Genomic DNA, 17570 nt, shown 5'->3' on the forward strand with positions numbered 1-17570 from the left:
ATCGACGCCGCGTGACATGCGCAGGATCGGCATCATCGGTATGGGATACGTCGGCTTGACGCTAGCCGCTGGAATGGCCCGGAAAGGATACGAGGTCCACGGGGTGGACATTCGCCCGGCGGTGCTGGAATCCCTTTCTCGGGGCCGTCCACACATCTTCGAGCCGGGCGTGGAGGAGGCGTTCGGCGAACTGATCGGCAAGAACCTCGTCGTCGCATCCGAGCTGCCGGCCGACGGCGTCGATGCCGCCGTCATCTGCGTCTCGACACCCATCGACGAGATCACCCGCGAGCCGGACCTGAGGAACCTGGCCGCGGCGGCCCGGCACGTCGCCGAACGGTGCGCACCGAGCACGCTGGTCGTCGTCCGCAGCACCGTGCCGGTCGGCGCCAGTCGCAGCGTCGTCCTCCCGCCGCTGGTGGCCGGCTGGGGTTCCGCGCGGCTGGTCATGGCACCCGAGCGGACCATCCAGGGCCAGGCACTTCGTGAGCTGGTGGACCTGCCGCAGGTCGTGGGCGGACTCGACGAGGAGAGCCTCGAGCTCGGCCGGGCCCTGTTCTCCGGGTTCGCCAAACAGATCGTTGCGGTCTCGAACCTCGAGACCGCTGAGCTGGTCAAGCTCACCAACAACTGCCACACCGACGTGATCTACTCGTTCGGCAACGAGGTGGCGATGCTGACCGAGCGGTTCGGGCTCGATCCGCTCGAGGTGATCCGCGCGACGAATCTGGACTACCCGCGACCGGACATCGCCAAGCCCGGCTATGTGGGCGGGGGCTGCCTGTCGAAGGACCCCTACCTCATGATCGCCAGTTCGGGGGCTGGCGGGCCGGTCCCGCACCTGATCCGCACGGCGCGCGAACTGAACGAGGAGCTCCCGGTCCACGTGGCCCACCGCATGGTCGAACTGATGCGCGCGACGGGCGGCAGCACGCTGACCGTCCTCGGCTGGGCGTACAAGGGATGGCCACCCACCGACGACATGCGGGGGACGCCGATCGCGGCGATGATGCCGGTGTTCGAGGACGCCGGTATCACCGTGCTCGGACACGACCCGCTCGTGGGCGCCGACGTCATCCGTGCCTACGGTGGCCGGCCGGTCGATCCGGTTTCCGGGTTCCGGGCGGCGGACGCGGTTCTTGTCATCACCGACCATCCGCAGTACCGCGCACTCGATGTGGCCGGCCTGCTGCGCGGCTCGCCGGTCCGGGTGGTGTTCGACTCGTGGCGGATCCTCGATGCGGCCGCGGTGACCGGGTGTGGTGTGCGCTACGCCGGTCTCGGCTTCGACCCGATGGTGCGGCCGACGGTGACGGAGGTCCCGGCATGAGGGCACTGATTCTCGGCGGGGCGGGCTTCATCGGGTTGCACCTGGCGCGGCGGCTGCTGGCCGACGGCCATTCCGTCATGATCGTGGACAACTTCTCTCGTGGGCGCCAGGATCCGGAGCTGTCCGCCGTCGACGTCCCGATCCTGGACGCCGACCTCACCGACCCGATGGCCTACCGGAGAATTCCCCACGGCTGGGATCAGGTCTACATGCTGGCCGCCGTGGTCGGGGTCCGCAATGTCGAAATGGACCCGGCCCGGGTCATCCGTATCAACACGCTCGCCCTGATGAACCTGTTGGATTGGCTGGAACCGGGCGCGCGACTGTTCTTCGCATCCACCAGTGAGATCTACGCCGACGGTGTCACAGCGGGCGCCGTACCCGTGCCGACCGCGGAGACGGTCCCGCTGCTGGTGGCCGACATCGCTGCGCCTCGATCCACCTACGCCGTGAGCAAGATGCTCGGCGAGGCGGCGGTCATCCATACCGCCCGCGCAAAGGGGATCCCTTATGTGATCGGACGGTTCCATAACGTCTACGGCGCTCGGATGGGGACTGATCATGTCATCCCGGAGCTGTCACTTCGAGCGATCCGCCGACAGGATCCGTTTTCGGTGTTCGGCTGCGAACAATATCGCGCCTTCTGTCATGTGGACGACGCCACCGACGCGATGGAGCGGCTGATGCGATCCGATGTGGCTCCCGATCAGGTCGTTCATATCGGCAATGACACCGAAGAGACGAACATCGGCGAGCTGGCCGATCTGGTGCTGCGAGTAGCCGACTTCACGCCAGCGGTACACAGGATTCCGGCACCGCGCGGATCGGTGGCTCGGCGCTGTCCTGATTTGACGAAGCTTCGTGCGCTGACCGGCTATGAGCCGAAGGTTTGCCTGGCGGAGGGAGTGCGCCGGACGTTCGAGTGGTATCGCGAGAACGCGAACCCGGCCTGATCGCCGGTCACCGGCCCACCCGGTGGGCCGGTGAATTTCGCGGCCCTATCCGGTACAACCCTCTTTCCGTCATGAGGAGACATCGATGTGTGGAATCGTCGCCTACTGCGGTGCGCCGCCCGCGGTACCACGTCTGCTGTCCGGGCTGAAGCGGCTGGAGTACCGCGGCTATGACTCCGTCGGAGTAGGACTGCTGCACCGCCCCGACGACCGGCTGTGCGTCCATCGGGCCGCCGGCCGGCTCACCGATCTGGTCGCCGCACTGCCGAACTCCGGCCTGGAGGCGGTCACGACCGGGATCGGCCACACCCGCTGGGCCACGCACGGCCAGCCCACGGCGGCCAATGCCCATCCGCATCAGGACTGCACGCAGATGATCGCGGTCGTGCACAACGGCACCATCGACAACGCCGACGAGGTCACCGACTGGCTCGACGCGCGCGGTCACAAGATCGCAACCGAGGTCGACACCGAGCTGATCGCTCATCTGATCGAGGAGCACCTGCTCGAAGCCTGCGATCCACTGCGCGCATCCCCGGTCACCACGACCGAGGGCCCGGCCGATCGCGTCGCAGGCCCCGCCGCGCTCGAGCGGCTCGTCGCCGCTGTCGCCGGGGCCGTCGAACACCTGCGCGGCTCGTGGGCCCTGGCGGTGGCGATGGACGGCGTGCCCGGCATCGTGCTGGCCCGCCACCGCAGTCCCTTGCTGCTCGGGGTCACCCGCACGGCGCTGATGGCGGCCTCCGACGCCCTCGGGCTCGGCCCGCACGTCGAGGACGTTCGCGAACTGCGCGACGGCGATGTTGTCGCCCTCGCGCCGAACCGGCAGGTCAGCTGGTATGACCGCGGCGGTCGAGCCGTCGCGCCGCCGGATCCGCTACGACTGTCGGTGCGGCACGTGGACGCCGAGCTCGGCGGGGCGCTCGACTACACGAGCAAGGAGATCGCGGGGCAACCTGCCGCGGCCGCCCGGATCCTCGACACCGTAGCCGGACGCTTGGTCGGTGGCCGGTTGCTCGACGACCTCGGCCTCCCCTCGACGCTTCCGGTACACCTGCTGGCCTGCGGTAGCTCCGCCTACGCCGCCGCCGTCACGGCCCGCCTGCTCACCCAGTTCGCCGGACTCCGCACCCGGGTCATGACGGCCAGCGAGCGTATCGCGAGCCCCAGCGACGGAGACGTTCTCACCGTCGCGTTCTCCCAGTCCGGCGAGACCGCGGACGTGCTCGCGTGCCTGCAGGACGGACGGCGTGGCCCCTGGCTCGCCATCACCAACAACCCGGGGTCGACCCTCGCCCGCCGGTGCGATGCCGTCTTCGACATCCAGTGCGGACCCGAGCTCGCCGTGGCGGCCACCAAGTCGTTCACCACCCAGGTTCTCGCGGGCGCCGCCCTGGCGCTCGCGCTGTCCACGAGTCGCAGCCGGCGCGACATCCTGGCGTGGGAACGGGTGCTGCTCGCCGTTCCCGACCGTCTTGCCGCGACGGACGCCCTGGCCGCGCCTATCGCCGCCGAGCTGGCGAGCACGTTCGCCGGGCAGCCCGGTTGGATCTTCATCTCCCGCGGCGCGGGAGTGCCCTACGCCCAGGAGGGTGCGCTCAAGCTGAAGGAGCTCGCCTACCGCTGGACCGAAGCGCTGCCGGCCGGCGAGCTGAAGCACGGCCCGATCGCTCTCGTCACCTCCGGCGTGCCGGTCGTCGCGGTCACCGCGATGCCAACCCAGCGCCTTGCGGTCAATCTCCGCGAGGTCGCGGCGCGCGGTGCGCAGGTCATCACCGTCGGAGGGCGGATCCCGGATGCGGTGCTACCCGCCGTCCTGCCCGCCCGGGAACCGCCATGGGGCCCTCTCGAGTCGGTCGTCGCGTTGCAGCACCTCGCCCGCGAGGTCGCCGTCGAACTCGGTCACGATGTCGATCGTCCCCGGAACCTCGCGAAGTCGGTGACCGTCGAGTGAGGCAACCGGCCGCGCTCGTCGCTGCCGGGCGTCTCCTCGACCGATCAGCGGGACTTTCGCACCGTGCCGGTCCTGGCCCTGCTCGGCTGCACCCGCATCGGCTCGCCCGGCATCTTCGGATACTCCGGCGGGTACGGCAGCTCGCCCAGGCCTCGGTCGCGCTCATCGGCGGCGTACCAGTCCAGCGCCGTCTCCAGCCCGCCGACCGCGGCGTCCATCCCCGCGTGCGGGTCGCCACGCGCGGCCAGCAGCCCGGGAACGGTGCGCACGTCGAAGTCCTCCGGCTCGACCGCCGGCAGGTCCTGCCAGGTCACCGGCATCGACACGGTGGCCCGCGCAAGGCCGCGCACCGACCAGGCGGACGCGATCGTGCGGTCCCGGGCGGCCTGGTTGTAGTCGAGGAACACGCGCTCGCCGCGCTCCTCCTTCCACCACGCCACGGTGGCCAGATCCGGGATCCGGTCGGCGACCCGGCGGGCGATCGCGATCACCGCCCGGCGCACCTCGATGAAGGTCCACTCCGGACGGATGCGGGCGGACACGTGCACCCCGCGCCCGCCGGAGGTCTTGGGCCAGCCGACGAGCCCGGCCTCGTCGAGCACCTCGTCCAGCACCGAAGCGACCTCGACCGCCTCGGCGAACCCGGTGCCGGGCTGCGGATCCAGGTCGATGCGCAGCTCGTCGGGACGGTCCGGGTCGGCCCGGCGGACCGGCCACGGGTGAAAGTCCAGCGTCCCGAGGTTGGCCGCCCACGCGATGACGGCGGGTTCACTCGGCGCCACCGACTCGGCGGTCCGCCCGCTCGGGAACGTCACCGTCACCGTCCGCACCCACGCCGGGGCTCCCTTGGGCACCCGCTTGGCGAAGAACGCCTCGCCGGCGACCCCGTCCGGGAAGCGCTTCAGGTTGGTGGGCCGGTCGAACACCGCACGCAGCATCGGCTCGGCCACCGTCAGGTAGTACTCGACGACCTCCCGCTTCGTGATGCCCCGCTCCGGAAAGTAGATCTTGTCCGGGCTCGACAGCCGGACCGTGCGGTCGCCGTCCGGTCCCGGCACCGTCAGCTGCAACACCGTCTTGGCCGCCATGCGCCGGACGCTACCGCGCCGCCACCGGGCCTGCGGGCCGATTCACGCCGGTGCCGGCGGTGCTGCCGGCCGCCGGGGCACCGGCCCTCGTGCCCACCACCCGCCCGTGGCGCGGCCGCGGATCGTGCGGTGGCCGGGCGAGGCGCGATCCGGGCTCGGACACCGGCGCCGCCGCGCCCCGGCCCAGCGCCGCGCGCAGTTTGACCCGGCTGTTGATGCCGAGCTTGGCGTAGACGTTGGCCAGGTGGGCCTCGACCGTCCGTCTGGACAGGACGAGCCGTTCGGCGATGGCCTGGTTGGTCAGTCCGGCGAGGGCCAACCGGGCCACCTCCTCCTCCCGCGAGGTCAGCTCCGTCGACGCCAGGCCCGCGAGCGCAGGTGTGCGCGGCGACTCACACGAACGCGCCAGGTCCCTGGCCCGGGCCGTCGCGACGGCGGCACCGCGCCGCTCACCCGCCCGCTCATGAGCCGCTGCGGCCTGGCCTGCGGCATCGGCGGCCAGCATGCCCAGCCCCATCCGTTCGAACTGCCCCGCCACCTCCTCCAGCTGCGACCCCAGCCCGGCGACCGCGGCTTCGGCGTGCAGCGCGTACGTCTGCACGAGTGGACCGTCGACCAGTGCCACCAGCGTTCGCAGCCGGTCGGCGACCCGCCGGGCACCGCCGAACCGGACGGCGACGTGAAGTGCCCGCGCCTCGAGTGCCCATTGCCCCGACTCCGCGGCCTCGGCCGCGGCCAGTAGGGCCCGGTCCGCCGCCGCGACGAGCTCGTCGCGGGCAGCGGCGTTCCACGCCTGCGCCAGCTGAGCATGTCCGCCTCCCCACAGACCCGGAGCCGCCCCGGACGGCGTCTCGCCGACGGGTTGCTCGTCGCCGAGGAGGGCGTGCGCCTGCACCAACTGGTCGGCGCACATCCCGCGAAGGCCGACCGGGTCGAGCCGGCCGAGGCAGGCGGCTGCCTCGGTCAGCCAGCGCACGGCCGTCCGCGGCTGCCCGGCGGCGAGTGCGGCCTGTCCCAGGTGCAGCACGGACACGGCATCGTCGATCCCTTCCGGTCCGCTCAGACAGTCCTGGTAGAGCTGGGTGGCTCGGCGCCGCAGCTCACGGATCCGGCCGGACAGCTCCAGGGCGAGCAGCTCCGCGTGCGCCAGCACGATCCTCGACCAGCCCGCGGCGGTCGCCGTGCGACACCGTTCGAGCATGGCCCATCCCGAGGCGGCGGTGGCCAGCGCATCATCGAACCGCCCGGACGTCGCCAGCGCCGTCGCCAGCGCGGCGGCGACGAGCGATCCGGGCGCGGACGGATCACCCGTGCGGGCCCGGAGGGGGCCGGCGAGGTCGAGGGCGTCCCGCACGCCACCGATGAGATAGGCAAGCAGAATGCGCGCGCCGGTGACGTCGCGGCGGACCGGTTCGGACAGCGCGTCCAGGTCCACCTGCTGCAGCGCGGTGGCGGCGGTATCCGCCTTGCCGAAGCCTCCGACCAGGTTGAGCGACCGTACGACCGCGAGGTCCCCCGCGTCGTCCGCGCAGCCGATCAGGGTGGTGGCCTCGGCGGCGACCTGCTCGGCCTCCACGGACCGGCCCTGCCAGTGCAGCGCCTGGATGAGCGCGAGCCGGGCGGGAAAACCCCCGCCACCCTCGATCGCGGTCCGCGCCAGACGTTCGGCGAGGGCACACTGCCGTCGGGCGAGCGCCTGCTCGGCGCCGTCCATGAGCAGGTCCACGTCGGGCTGCGGCTGGTCGCTGTCCAGCAGCAACACGCCGACCCGCAGGGGGTCGGTCGCCGGTGGCGCGCAACAGCGCTCGGCGACCAGACGGCACAGCCGGCCCCGGGCGGCTTCGGGGATCCGGGCGCGGACGACCTCGCCGTGCAGTGGATGGGCGATCCGGGCCAGCGCGGTCCGCCCCGTCCGCTGCACGACGATGAGCATCCGGCGCTCCAGCGCGGCCACCGCCTCCGCATCAGCCAGCTCGAGCAGCCGGACCAGCGGCAACGGCCCGCCGACCGCCAGCACATCGAGGGCGGTCCGCTCACCGGCGCCCAGCTCACCGAGGTGCGCCTGGACCACCTCGGTCAGCCGGGAGGTCGGAACGAGCCCTCCCTCCCAGTGCCATACCCCGTCCCGGATCCGCAACCGGCCGGTGACCCGCCCGGCCTCGATCAGCTCGCGCAGATACAGCGGGTTTCCTCGGCTCAGCCGCCACAGGTGTTCGGTCGTTCGGGCCGTCACGATGTTCCCGAGGGTGGCGTGGACCAGGCGTCGAGTCTCAGCCTGGCGCAGCGGCGACAACTCCAGCCGGTGGGCCAGCGCGTCCTTCCACAGCGCCGCGATGGGCGCCGGGACCGGCGAGTCGGACGGTACGACCAGCACGAGGGCGGCCGTGCCACTCAGCGCGATCTGATGCAGCAGCGTCATCGAGACCTCGTCGAGCAGATGCGCGTCGTCGACTCCGACGAGTCGCCGCGCCTGCCCGTCCCCGGTGAACGCGAACACCGCCCGCTGCAACAGCGTGAACAGACTCGAGGTCGTATCGCTGACCGGGACCAGGTGCGCCAGCGCCCCCAACGGGATGGTCTGGGCCGCGCTCGTCCCCGCCGCCCAACAGGTCGACCGCCCGGCGTCCTGCGCCTGCGCGACCGCCTCCCTGGCCAGGCGCGACTTGCCGATCCCGGCGCTGCCGGTGATGACCACACTGCGTGGCGTCGTCCCACGCAGACAATCGGCGATGAATCGAAGTTCTGCCTGCCGGCCGGTGAAAGCCCCATTCGCGTTCGTCATGGCACCGACCGCGGCAGCCTCGCGGAAACAGGACTCCCGCGGCACACCGCTTCCCCCCTGATATGAGTCCTACCCGTGCATACCGCGCGCAGTGCCCCGGATGCTCCTGACGATAGCCCCCTTTCCCACTCCTGGCCATTCGACGCGGCGCACCAACCGTCGTCCGGGCCATCCGGGGCGCGCTGCGCTCGCCCGGCCTCCGGCTACCCCAATGACTCGAGGCGCCATCATCCGAGGACGACGATATGCCCGCGCCCATCGCGCCACGACGAAGCAATGACGCAACGTCGGGCAGCGGATATGCGACGATTCATGGACATTTCGGCCGAATGCACAGCCGCAGAATTCAGGCAGCCGAGTTCCTGCGCACATCAGGAATCACGTGACGGGCCCCCGGGGCGCGATTACCCAAAGATCGACAGCGGCGCACAACGGCCGACCGCCGATCTCACTGACCGACGCCCACCGCCTCGGGCGAACCCGACTCGACCGGCGCGGGCACCGTGACCTTCGTCAGGGCGCGATCGAGCAGCACCGCGGTCAGCACCGCCAGGACCGGCGAGACCGCCAGCAGCGCCGTCGTCCCGTGCGGGCCGGGCGTGGCCGCACAGACCAGGAGCGCACCGGCCGCCCCCGCGACGGGACGCAGCCTGCGCGACCGGGACCATGTCGCACCCAGCAGCCCGGCCGCGGCGAGCAGCACCGGCAGCAACGTCGGTGACACCGGTCCGGCCCCGGTGACCGCCAGTCCACCGTCGCCGGTGGCCGCCAGCGCCACCGCGGCAGCGGCTCCCGCCAGCACCGCGCCGCCGAGCAGGCGAACCGGCCCGGGACGCGGAACCCCGGCCGCCAGCGCCACCGCGACGGCGGCACACAGTCCGACCGCCACCAGCGGCACCGTCAGGACGCCGAGGACCGCCGCCACCGCGGCCACGGTGTTCTCGGCCCGTCCCCGCCCGACCGTCGCGGCCGCCAGGATCAGCCAGCCGGTCGCGAGCGCACCGGGATCGACCGAGCCGTACGCCACCACCAACCCACCCAGCACGACGGCCAAAGCCGCGGCCGCGGGCCGTACCCCGCACCGGAGGGCCACCGGCCACAGCGCAAGACTCGCGGCCACGCCCACGACGATCATCGCCACCCGGGCGGCATCCGGTTCCATCGGTGGCGCATAGCCCGACAGCAGGGCCTGCAGCGCCGCCAGCTGATGCACCGCGACGGCATCCGGCCAGGACGGCATCCTGGTGCCGCCACCGACCGCGGCGGCCGCCTCGGCGAGCGCGACCTCGCCGGTCGTCGCGCCGCGGACCGACATCCGGACCAGTCCGATCCAGGCGATGAGCACCAGGGCCGCCGCCGCGACGACGAACCATCCGCCGCCCGCGACGGCGCGCCGGCGCGGCTGGATCGGCGCACCGGTCGACACCGGCCGCGCCCCCGCGGGCGCGGGCCCCGAGCCGTAGCGGCGCACGAGCGCGCCGATCATCGCGCGGCCGATCCCGAGCATGATCATCGCGATGCCCAGCCACGGCAGGATCAGCAGGACCACCTGGACCAGGCCCAGCGCGACGGTGACGACCTGGCCTGCCCGGACGGCCTCGGCCATGCCCGCGACGACCACCTGCAGGGAGTCCCGCACCATCGGCAGGATCCGAGGGGTCGCGAACGCGAGCAGGACGAGGAAATACCCCAGGCACGGAACGGTCACCAGGACCCACAGCGTGATCACCCGCCGGGTCCACGGCCTCAGCGCCGCGACCCGAGGGTGGGGCTCACGGCCCGGGACCAGGCCGCGCAGCACCGGCCCGATGAGGCCGAACAGGTCCGGGACGCCGGCCAGGTCGCTGAGGATGTAGTAGCCGTCCAGCCGCAGCGAGGGCAGAAACTGCCAGAGCGTCTGGACGTGCAGCAGGACGAGGGTGAGCAGCAACCACGGTGCCGCGGTGGCCAGATAGGCGGCCCCCGCGACGATCAGGAAGAGGGCGTTGAAGTAGATCCCGCCCAGGTCCGTGCGCAGCCGTCCGGTCCGGTCCAGCCGGTAGGCGTCGGTGACCGTGCTGTACATCGCGGGCCAGACGAGGTATAGGCCGATACCCATCGGCCCCGGGCGCGCACCACCGTAGCGGCAGGCCGTCACATGGCCGCATTCGTGGAACGCCCCGAAGACGACAACGACCACGAGCACCAGCAGCGTCGCGGACGGCTCGCGGAGGAGCGCCTGCACGCTCGGCAGTACCCGGCCCACCCCGCCCTGCACGACGATCGCCACATCGACGGTGACCAGCGCGACCACCGCGGCGATCACCACGGGTCGCGTGAACAGCGGCCGGAACAACCCGGCGATGGCCCAGGCCACCTCCGCGGGCACCACGGTGGTCCGCAAGCGCAGCGCCAGCAGCGGATCCGGCCGGACCCAGCGGGGCTCGGCCGGCCCGTCCGGCTCGGCGATGAGGCCCGCGGGTCGCAACTTGTTCTCGACGAGGTACCGGACCTGCTCGCCGGTGAGCCTCTTGCCGAACTGCCCGCTGACCCTGGTGGCCACGTCCTCGACGTCGCGTTTCCCGTCGATGTCCGCGACCACCAGGTACAGCAGCGCCGGCAGTTGGAGGATCTGGCCGTCGGCTCGTCCGACCAGGTACTGCCGCTGCTGAAAGCCCGAGTCCTGATACTCACCGATCAGCTCGACGCCGGGCGCCAGCCGAGGCACCGGCGGTGCCCCCCGCCGGGCCTCGAACGCCTCCGCTGCGGTGCCGATGGCAACCCCCCACGTGCTCGTTCGAGTACGCAACGGGAGGGGCGGCCGATCCCCGGCCGCCCCCTCCTTCGGTGCTCACGGGCCTGTCTGCGCAGGCCTCAGCTGAACAGGTTGCCCACGGCCCAGCCGCCCCAGCCACCGTGCCCACCCACGGCGTGAGCGATGTTGTCCCCGCCAGCCGTGGCGTCGCCACCGAACAGGGACAGCGCAAAGTTGACGTTGCCCGCGTTGATGGCGTAAGCGTCGCCGCCCCGGCCGCCGTCACCGCCGACACCAATTCCGACGATCATGGTCGTTCGGGCGGGGAGCAGCTCGATGTGCTGGCTCTCCAGTTCGGCGATGCTCAGAGCGTCCGACATCTCGTCCTCCTGGCCTTCTGCCCCGCGGGGCACCCCTCGGTCACCTGGCACCGCTCAGGTACGCCTCTCCGGCTGGGACGTCACCTGAGATCCACACCTGAGCCGCCATCTCGTGATGCTGGCCTCGCCTCGATGCCTGACGAGGTCGAAGCCATGGTCACCTGGCCGTCGCACACTGTCACCACCTAAGTTCCGCCGGGCCGCTACCTAAACTCGACGACGGCACCGACCCGAATTTCGGATCCGCGGGCCGGCGCACCGGATTCCGCGGCGACGCGGCGAGCCGCAGCTGCCCGCAGGCCCAGGCGCGTTCCGTGCGGACGCGTTACCGTTGATGCATGGATCCGGTCACGGAACGCGCACCCAAGATCGTCAAGTCCGACGAGGAGTGGCGCGAGCTGCTGAACCCGGCGGAGTACCACGTGCTCAGGCAGGCCGGAACCGAGCGCCCGTTCACCGGTGAGTACACCGATACCAAGACCGTCGGCAGCTATACGTGCAGGGCCTGCGGGGCGGAGCTGTTCCGCAGCGAGACGAAGTTCGACTCGCACTGTGGCTGGCCGTCGTTCTTCACGCCGCTCGCGGGCGACGCGGTGATCGAGCGCCCCGACAACAGCCTGGGCATGCGCCGGGTGGAGGTCCTGTGCGCGAGCTGCCACAGCCACCTCGGCCACGTCTTCGCCGGCGAGGGTTACGGCACGCCCACCGACCTGCGCTACTGCATCAACTCGGTCAGCCTGCGGCTGGTGCCGGACCCACGGTGAGCGACCGGCGCCGCCTCCTCATCCGCTCGGCGCAGCCGCCACACCGTGGTACGGCGGCTGTCGGCCCCCTCCATCTCCGGGACCGGCACGTCATAGGCGGCAAGGGCCGCCAGGCGGTCCGTGGGTAGGTACGCCCGGCCCGGATCGCCGAGGAGCACATCCGAGCCGCCGGCCCGGGCCCGGGCGAGGTACGGCAGCACCCGCTGGGTCATCGTCCGGTCGTAGCAGACATCCCCGGCCAGCACGACCTCCGCGTCGGTGGACGCCTCATCCAGCACGTCCCCCAGCACACGGTCCACCGCGACGCCGTTGGCGGCGGTGTTGAGCCCGATGGCCGCTACGGCGTGCTCGTCGATCTCGACAGCGGTCACCCGGGCAGCTCCCGCCGCCGCCGCCGCGATCGCGACGATCCCGCATCCGGACGCGAGGTCGAGCACCGCCCGGCCGGCGACCAGCGCGGGCATGTCGAGAACGTACCGGGCCAGTGCCTGCCCACCCGCCCAGGCGGCCGCCCAGAACGGCGGCGCCAGACCGCTACGGCCGAGTTCGGCCTCCATCCGCTCCCACAGCGCGACGATGTCGTCGGCCAGATGCACGGTGATCTCGGGCACGAGAGGCGGGGCGGCGAGCCGGGTGTGTGCCCGGACGAAACCCACGAGTGCCTCGGTCATCCCCACACCCCGATCCTGCGACCGACTCGGTCAGACCGTAACGGGTCATCTCACCGGTGTCCGACGGGCGCGGGCCGCCGGCCACGCGCCGAGGGCTCGCCGCCGTCACGGCCGTGTGAGATCAGCGGTACGGCACCCAACTGCGCTACGGTGACCGCGTCCTCGATCGCGGCGATCGACAGCGCCCCCACCCGGCCGACACCGGGCGGCGGCCCCGATCGTCTCGACCTGTTCGGGGTGGGCCTGCGGCACCGACGACGCGGGAGCGGCTGCACGCTCAGAGCACACCGGATCTGCGGCGTCACCGACCGATGCCCACCGCCGACGAAGCAGGCCGAGGCTTGATCCGCCGCACTCGGGGTACGCACAACCGCAACGGCCGTGATGCCCCAGGGGTTGGGTGGAGGAGGTGGCTCGATGTCGGAGACCGACGACGGACTGGACGATCTCGTCCCGTTGATCGTCGATGCGCTACCGGCGATCCTGACCGAGGTCCGTGACATCCTCGCCGATCAGTACCCGGACTATGCCCGGTTTCTCACCGAGGAGTTCGATGAGGTCGTGGTCGGCGCCAAGGCGTTCGCGACCCGCCTGGTCTCGCTGGCCCGGTGCGGCCCGGCCACGGTTCCGCAGTTCGTCTCGGAGGTCGAGGAAGCGGTCTTCGAGGAGATCGGGCGACTGCACCACCGCCACGACCAGGACGTCACCGGGCTGCTGGCCGCCTACCGGACCGGCGCGAGCGTGACCTGGCGGCACGTGGCCGCGGCTGCCCTGCAACGGTCGATCCCCGCCGAGACCTTCGCCGCACTGGCCAGCGCCGTGTTCGCCGCCGTCGAACAGCTGTCCTCGGCCTCGCTGCGCGGCTACGTCCGCGAACAGTCCAACCGGGCGTTCGTCCGCGACCGGCAGCGCGAGGAACTCGCCGACCTGCTGCTGTCGAACGCCCCCGGTGGGCCCGATCTCTCGGCCGTCCGGGCCACCGCGCGCAAGACCGACTGGGCCATTCCGGCCGAGGCCGCGATCGTCCTCGTCGACCCGGACAACGAGGTCGCCCGCTCGCTCCTCGCCCGGTTGGACGATTCCTGCCTGCTCGTGCGCCGCCCCGCCCAGCTGCTGGCCATCGTGCCCGACGCCTCGGGACCGGGCCGACGCGCCTGGCTGCAGACGATCCTGTCCGGTGCCGGCGCCATCGTCGGGATGACCGTCGCGCTGAGACGACTCCCCGCGAGCCTCCAGTTCGCCGAGATCTCGCTGCGGCTGCGCAACGCCCAGTTGCTGCACGGGGACCCGGTGTTCGTCGAGGACCATCTCGACGCGATCATCGTGCACCACGACCCCGACCTCCTCGATGCGCTGCGGCGGCGGTACCTGGCTCCGCTGGACGCGCTGCCGGAGGCGACCGGCACCCGGCTCGCCGAGACGCTCACCAGCTGGCTGCTGCACATGGGAAACCGCAAGGCCGTGGCCAACGACCTGCACGTGCACCCGCAGACGGTCCGCTACCGCCTCAGCAGGCTGCGTGAGCTGTTCGGCGCCGGCCTCGACGATCCCGCCGTGCGCGCCGCCCTGCTGCTGGCGCTGGCCTGGGGTCCCGCCGCGACGAGCGCTGAGAACAGGACCGATCGCGCCGACGAACCCGTGAGCGGACCGAAGCCGCTGTTGAGCAGACCCTTCCCGTTCGTCGGCGAGCGGGAAAGCCCGTGATCACGACCCGACGTGGTCACGGGCCGACCGGACGCTGAGCCTGCCGAGCGCGCCGGCGGCCAGCATGATCACGAGCGCGCCGAGCGCGTAGTAGTAGCCGAGCTGCTCGAACATCACCAGCACAGTCCCGCCGATGGGCGCGCCGATCGGGGCTGCCGGACCCGGAGTACCCCAGAGCTGGCTCACCGCCGGCCCGACGACGAACCAGATGCCACCGAGCAGCGCGAGCCAGGCCCCGAACGCCGCACCGAGCCGATGCCCGCTCGGTGCCAGGATCAGGCCTCCGAGCAGGACCGCGAGCCCGGGCAGAATGTTGAGCCACAGCCGGTCGGCCGTGTAGACCCACGGCTCAGGGCTGCCGAAGGCGTAGGAGAAGTACGGCCCGACGAACGGGATCAGCGCGCCCCAGAGCCCGAGCAGGATCAACCAGAACCCGCTGACAGCGCCGATGGTGCGGCGCATCTGCAGTGCTCGCCGGCGCGGCGGCCGTGCTTCGTCGAGAGTCGTGCCGGCAGCTCGCGGCTCCGGCGCGGGGGTGGTGTCGTGCGCCGCCGGGCGCTCGTTGCGGTCGCTGAGCACAGCGTCCTCCTGGGTGCGTCCTCCTGGTCGCGTGGTGGTCCCGGGTTACCCGAACCGCGCACGTCGGACACACGGATGCTCACCGCCGCGGCGAACCAGCGGACGCCGACAGGGCCCGCACAGTGCCGGTGGCGGATGTGGTCAGCTACGTCCGGATCGGGTCGAGTGCCCCGATGACGTGGAAGTCGTGCGCCTCGGCGACGGCGAGGTGAACCCGCTGCTGCAGGTGGCCGTTGCGCATGCTCATCGGCCCGCGTGGGCCGTCGTAGCCGACGCGGTCGGCGCTGGCCACCAGCGTCCGGACATCGGCCGAGCCCGCGGCCTGGTGCAGCGCCTCGAGGGTGCGGATCCCCTCGTAGCAGGACTCCGCGGCATTGTTCAGCGGGGGGCCGTCCGGCCCGTGCGCCGTCACATAGGCGTCCATCAGGTCCATTGCGCCCGCGGTCGCGAGGCTGTTGAAGTAGGCGGCGGCCACGTACAGTGCGGCGGTCGCCTCCGCGCCGCTGGCCAGCAGCATGTTCTCCTCCATCAACGGGCTGAACCGCACGGCCCGATCGTGCAGCTCACGCGCGGCGAACTGGCGGTTGAACAGCACCGCGTCCTGCCCGACCAGCAGCATGAGAACCGCCTGCGCGCGCGAGCGGTCGACCCGCTCGAGCACCGGGCCGAAGTCGCCGGTACCGAAGGGGACGAACATCTCCTCCACCAGCTCCAGCCCGAGCTCGCGGCAGTAGAGCCGGGCCGCGGCGGCGGATCCATGGGGCCAGACGTAGTCGTCGCCGACGAGGAACCAGCGGCGCAGACCGAGGGTGTCGCGCAGCCAGGCCAGTCCGGGGGCGATCTGCAGCCACGGGATCTCCCCGGCGCAGAACACGCCGGGCGTCCGCTCGCCGCCCTCGTACAGGGATGTGTACACGTACGGGATCCGACCCCGGACGATCGGCGTCAGCGCCTCCCGGACCGAGGAGATGTGCCAGCCGGTCAGCGCGTCGATCCGCCCGGCCCGCAGCAGACGGGCCACGTTCGAGGCCACCTGTCCCAACGGGGCGCCGCCGTCGATGACCTCGATGTCGACGGGCCGGCCCAGGATCCCGTCGCGCCGGTTGACCTCGGCGGCGGCCATCTCGACGACGGCCTCGCACGAGGGCCCGAAGATGCCTGCCGGCCCCTGCAAGGGGATGACCAGCCCGACCCGATACGGCCTGTCCGCTGACGCCAATGGAGACCCCCGCCGATCGCGACAGTCCTTCCGTTGTGAAGTTTCTAACATGAGCGCGTCCGCATGAGTAGAGCTGGCGACGACGCGCCGGAAACTTTCAATTGACTTATTTTCTAGCGGAAGTAATGTCGGGGTCCGCGCGGTTCCCGCCGCGCTGACCGCGCTGCCACTCTGGGAGGACCACATGGCTGACGGACGCATCGACTTCACCAAGTCCGGGGTCTCGCGCTTTCCCGACCGGGACCTGGGGGTCCCCCGGTTCAGCTGCGAGGTCGGCGTCCCGCTCGCCCAGCAGAAGGAACTGGGGCACAACCGCTGGCACCCCGACATCCCGCCGCTGTTCGAATGCGACCCCGGCGACGAGGTGATCCTGGAGAGCCCCGGCTACGACGACTACCAGCTCCAGGACCTCGACGACGACCAGGACATCCACACCATCGACCTCACCCGAACCCACCCCATCACCGGGCCGGTGCGGGTGCGCGGCGCCGAACCCGGCGACCTGCTCGTGGTCGAACTGCTCGACGTCCAGCCGCTGAGCGGCATCGGCTACTCCAACGTCCTGCCCGGGATGGGCGGGCCGCTCAAGGAGCGGTTCCCGCGCGGCTTCAAGACCGTCTGGGACCTGCACGGCATCTACGCGACCTCGCGTCAGGTCCCCGGCGTGCGCATCCCCGCCATCAGCCACCCCGGCGTGATCGGCGTCGCGCCCTCGCACGAACTGCTGGAGCAGTGGAACCGCCGCGAGGACCCGCTCATCGCCCAGGACCAGGCCGGACCGCGAGCCGACGCCACCGCGACGGCCGTGCTGCGCACCCTGGAGGGCGAGGAGTGGCAGCGGGTCGCGGCCACCGCCGCCCGCACCGTCCCGCCACGCGAGAACGGCGGGAACATGGACATCAAGAACCTGTCCCGCGGCTCCAAGATCTACTTCCCGGTCTTCGTGGAGGGCGCGCTGTTCTCCTGCGGCGACCTGCACTTCGCCGAGGGCGACGGGGAGATCACCTGGAACGCCATCGAGATGGACGGCGCGGCCTGGCTGAAGTTCGGCCTGATCAAGGGTGGGGCGCGCAAGTACGGCATCCGGAACCCGGCGTTCCGCCCCTCCCCGGTCGACCCGAACTTCGGCGACCGCTACATCAGCTTCGTCGGCTACAGCGCCCGCGGCGACGAGCAGCGCTACCTGGACACCACGATGGCGGCCGTGGACGCGGTCGAACAGGGCATCGACTACCTCACCCGGTTCGGCTACACACCCGAGCAGGCCTACACGATCATCAGCGTGGCGCCCTGTGAGATGCACGTCGGGGGAATCGTCGACATCCCCAACGCGGCGGTGACCCTGAGCATCCCGCTCGACATCTTCGACCAGGACATCCTGCCCACACCCTGACCCGCGGCCCCGACCGGCG

The 17570-nt window shown here is 71.6% G+C and carries 13 protein-coding genes; 6 read left to right on the forward strand and 7 right to left on the reverse strand.

From position 1 onward, the window contains the following. Positions 1 to 16 precede the first annotated feature (16 nt). The 3 genes from ACFQE5_RS11795 to glmS all read left to right on the forward strand — a co-directional run bounded on the left by ACFQE5_RS11795 (position 17) and on the right by glmS (position 4237). Positions 17 to 1330, forward strand: a complete 1314-nt coding sequence (locus ACFQE5_RS11795; protein ID WP_379585065.1) for a nucleotide sugar dehydrogenase — start codon at positions 17 to 19, stop codon at positions 1328 to 1330. Then, positions 1327 to 2283 (forward strand): NAD-dependent epimerase/dehydratase family protein, encoded by a 957-nt coding sequence (locus ACFQE5_RS11800; RefSeq protein ID WP_379584907.1) that lies wholly within the window; start codon positions 1327 to 1329, stop codon positions 2281 to 2283. The genes ACFQE5_RS11795 and ACFQE5_RS11800 overlap by 4 nt, the downstream gene beginning before the upstream one ends. An 85-nt stretch (positions 2284 to 2368) precedes the next feature. Continuing rightward, positions 2369 to 4237, forward strand: a complete 1869-nt coding sequence (glmS, locus tag ACFQE5_RS11805; RefSeq protein WP_379584908.1) for a glutamine--fructose-6-phosphate transaminase (isomerizing) — start codon at positions 2369 to 2371, stop codon at positions 4235 to 4237. Positions 4238 to 4281: 44 nt separating this feature from the next. Here glmS and ligD read toward each other — a convergent pair whose 3' ends face one another. The 4 genes from ligD to ACFQE5_RS11825 all read right to left on the reverse strand — a co-directional run bounded on the left by ligD (position 4282) and on the right by ACFQE5_RS11825 (position 11221). After that, positions 4282 to 5325, reverse strand: coding sequence for a non-homologous end-joining DNA ligase (gene ligD / locus ACFQE5_RS11810; RefSeq protein WP_379584909.1), 1044 nt, complete (start codon positions 5323 to 5325; stop codon positions 4282 to 4284). Between the two features lie 10 nt (positions 5326 to 5335). Next, a complete protein-coding gene (locus ACFQE5_RS11815) occupies positions 5336 to 8107 on the reverse strand; it encodes a LuxR C-terminal-related transcriptional regulator (protein WP_379584910.1) in 2772 nt (923 codons plus the stop codon). 448 nt (positions 8108 to 8555) lie between these two features. Beyond that, entirely contained in the window at positions 8556 to 10814 is a 2259-nt protein-coding gene (locus ACFQE5_RS11820) for a hypothetical protein (protein WP_379584911.1), read from the reverse strand. Positions 10815 to 10960: 146 nt separating this feature from the next. Beyond that, positions 10961 to 11221 (reverse strand): hypothetical protein, encoded by a 261-nt coding sequence (locus tag ACFQE5_RS11825; RefSeq protein ID WP_379584912.1) that lies wholly within the window; start codon positions 11219 to 11221, stop codon positions 10961 to 10963. A gap of 338 nt (positions 11222 to 11559) precedes the next feature. Here ACFQE5_RS11825 and msrB point away from each other — a divergent pair, with 338 nt between their 5' ends. Then, complete coding sequence (gene msrB, locus ACFQE5_RS11830; protein ID WP_379584913.1) at positions 11560 to 11985, forward strand: peptide-methionine (R)-S-oxide reductase MsrB; 426 nt, start codon at positions 11560 to 11562, stop codon at positions 11983 to 11985. Here the strand turns inward: msrB and ACFQE5_RS11835 are convergent. Beyond that, positions 11937 to 12656: a class I SAM-dependent methyltransferase gene (locus ACFQE5_RS11835; protein ID WP_379584914.1), complete on the reverse strand. Its 720-nt coding sequence runs from the start codon at positions 12654 to 12656 to the stop codon at positions 11937 to 11939. The two genes, msrB and ACFQE5_RS11835, sit on opposite strands and share 49 nt — an antisense overlap. 417 nt (positions 12657 to 13073) lie before the next feature. Here ACFQE5_RS11835 and ACFQE5_RS11840 point away from each other — a divergent pair, with 417 nt between their 5' ends. Next, positions 13074 to 14360, forward strand: coding sequence for a PucR family transcriptional regulator (locus tag ACFQE5_RS11840; RefSeq protein WP_379584915.1), 1287 nt, complete (start codon positions 13074 to 13076; stop codon positions 14358 to 14360). On the opposite strand, the gene ACFQE5_RS11845 is transcribed toward ACFQE5_RS11840, so the two are convergent. Next, on the reverse strand, positions 14361 to 14939 hold the full coding sequence (locus ACFQE5_RS11845) for a hypothetical protein (protein ID WP_379584916.1): 579 nt from the start codon (positions 14937 to 14939) through the stop codon (positions 14361 to 14363). It lies immediately after the preceding gene. Between the two features lie 145 nt (positions 14940 to 15084). Then, the gene (locus ACFQE5_RS11850) at positions 15085 to 16158 is read right to left on the reverse strand and encodes a substrate-binding domain-containing protein (RefSeq protein ID WP_379584917.1); all 1074 of its coding nucleotides are present in this window, start codon (positions 16156 to 16158) and stop codon (positions 15085 to 15087) included. A 184-nt stretch (positions 16159 to 16342) separates the two neighbouring features. On the opposite strand from ACFQE5_RS11850, the gene ACFQE5_RS11855 reads away from it, so the two are divergent. Next, positions 16343 to 17551, forward strand: a complete 1209-nt coding sequence (locus ACFQE5_RS11855; protein WP_379584918.1) for an acetamidase/formamidase family protein — start codon at positions 16343 to 16345, stop codon at positions 17549 to 17551. The last annotated feature ends 19 nt before the right edge of the window (positions 17552 to 17570 follow it).

The sequence above is a fragment of the Pseudonocardia hispaniensis genome (assembly GCF_042658695.1).
Taxonomy (GTDB): domain Bacteria; phylum Actinomycetota; class Actinomycetes; order Mycobacteriales; family Pseudonocardiaceae; genus Pseudonocardia; species Pseudonocardia hispaniensis.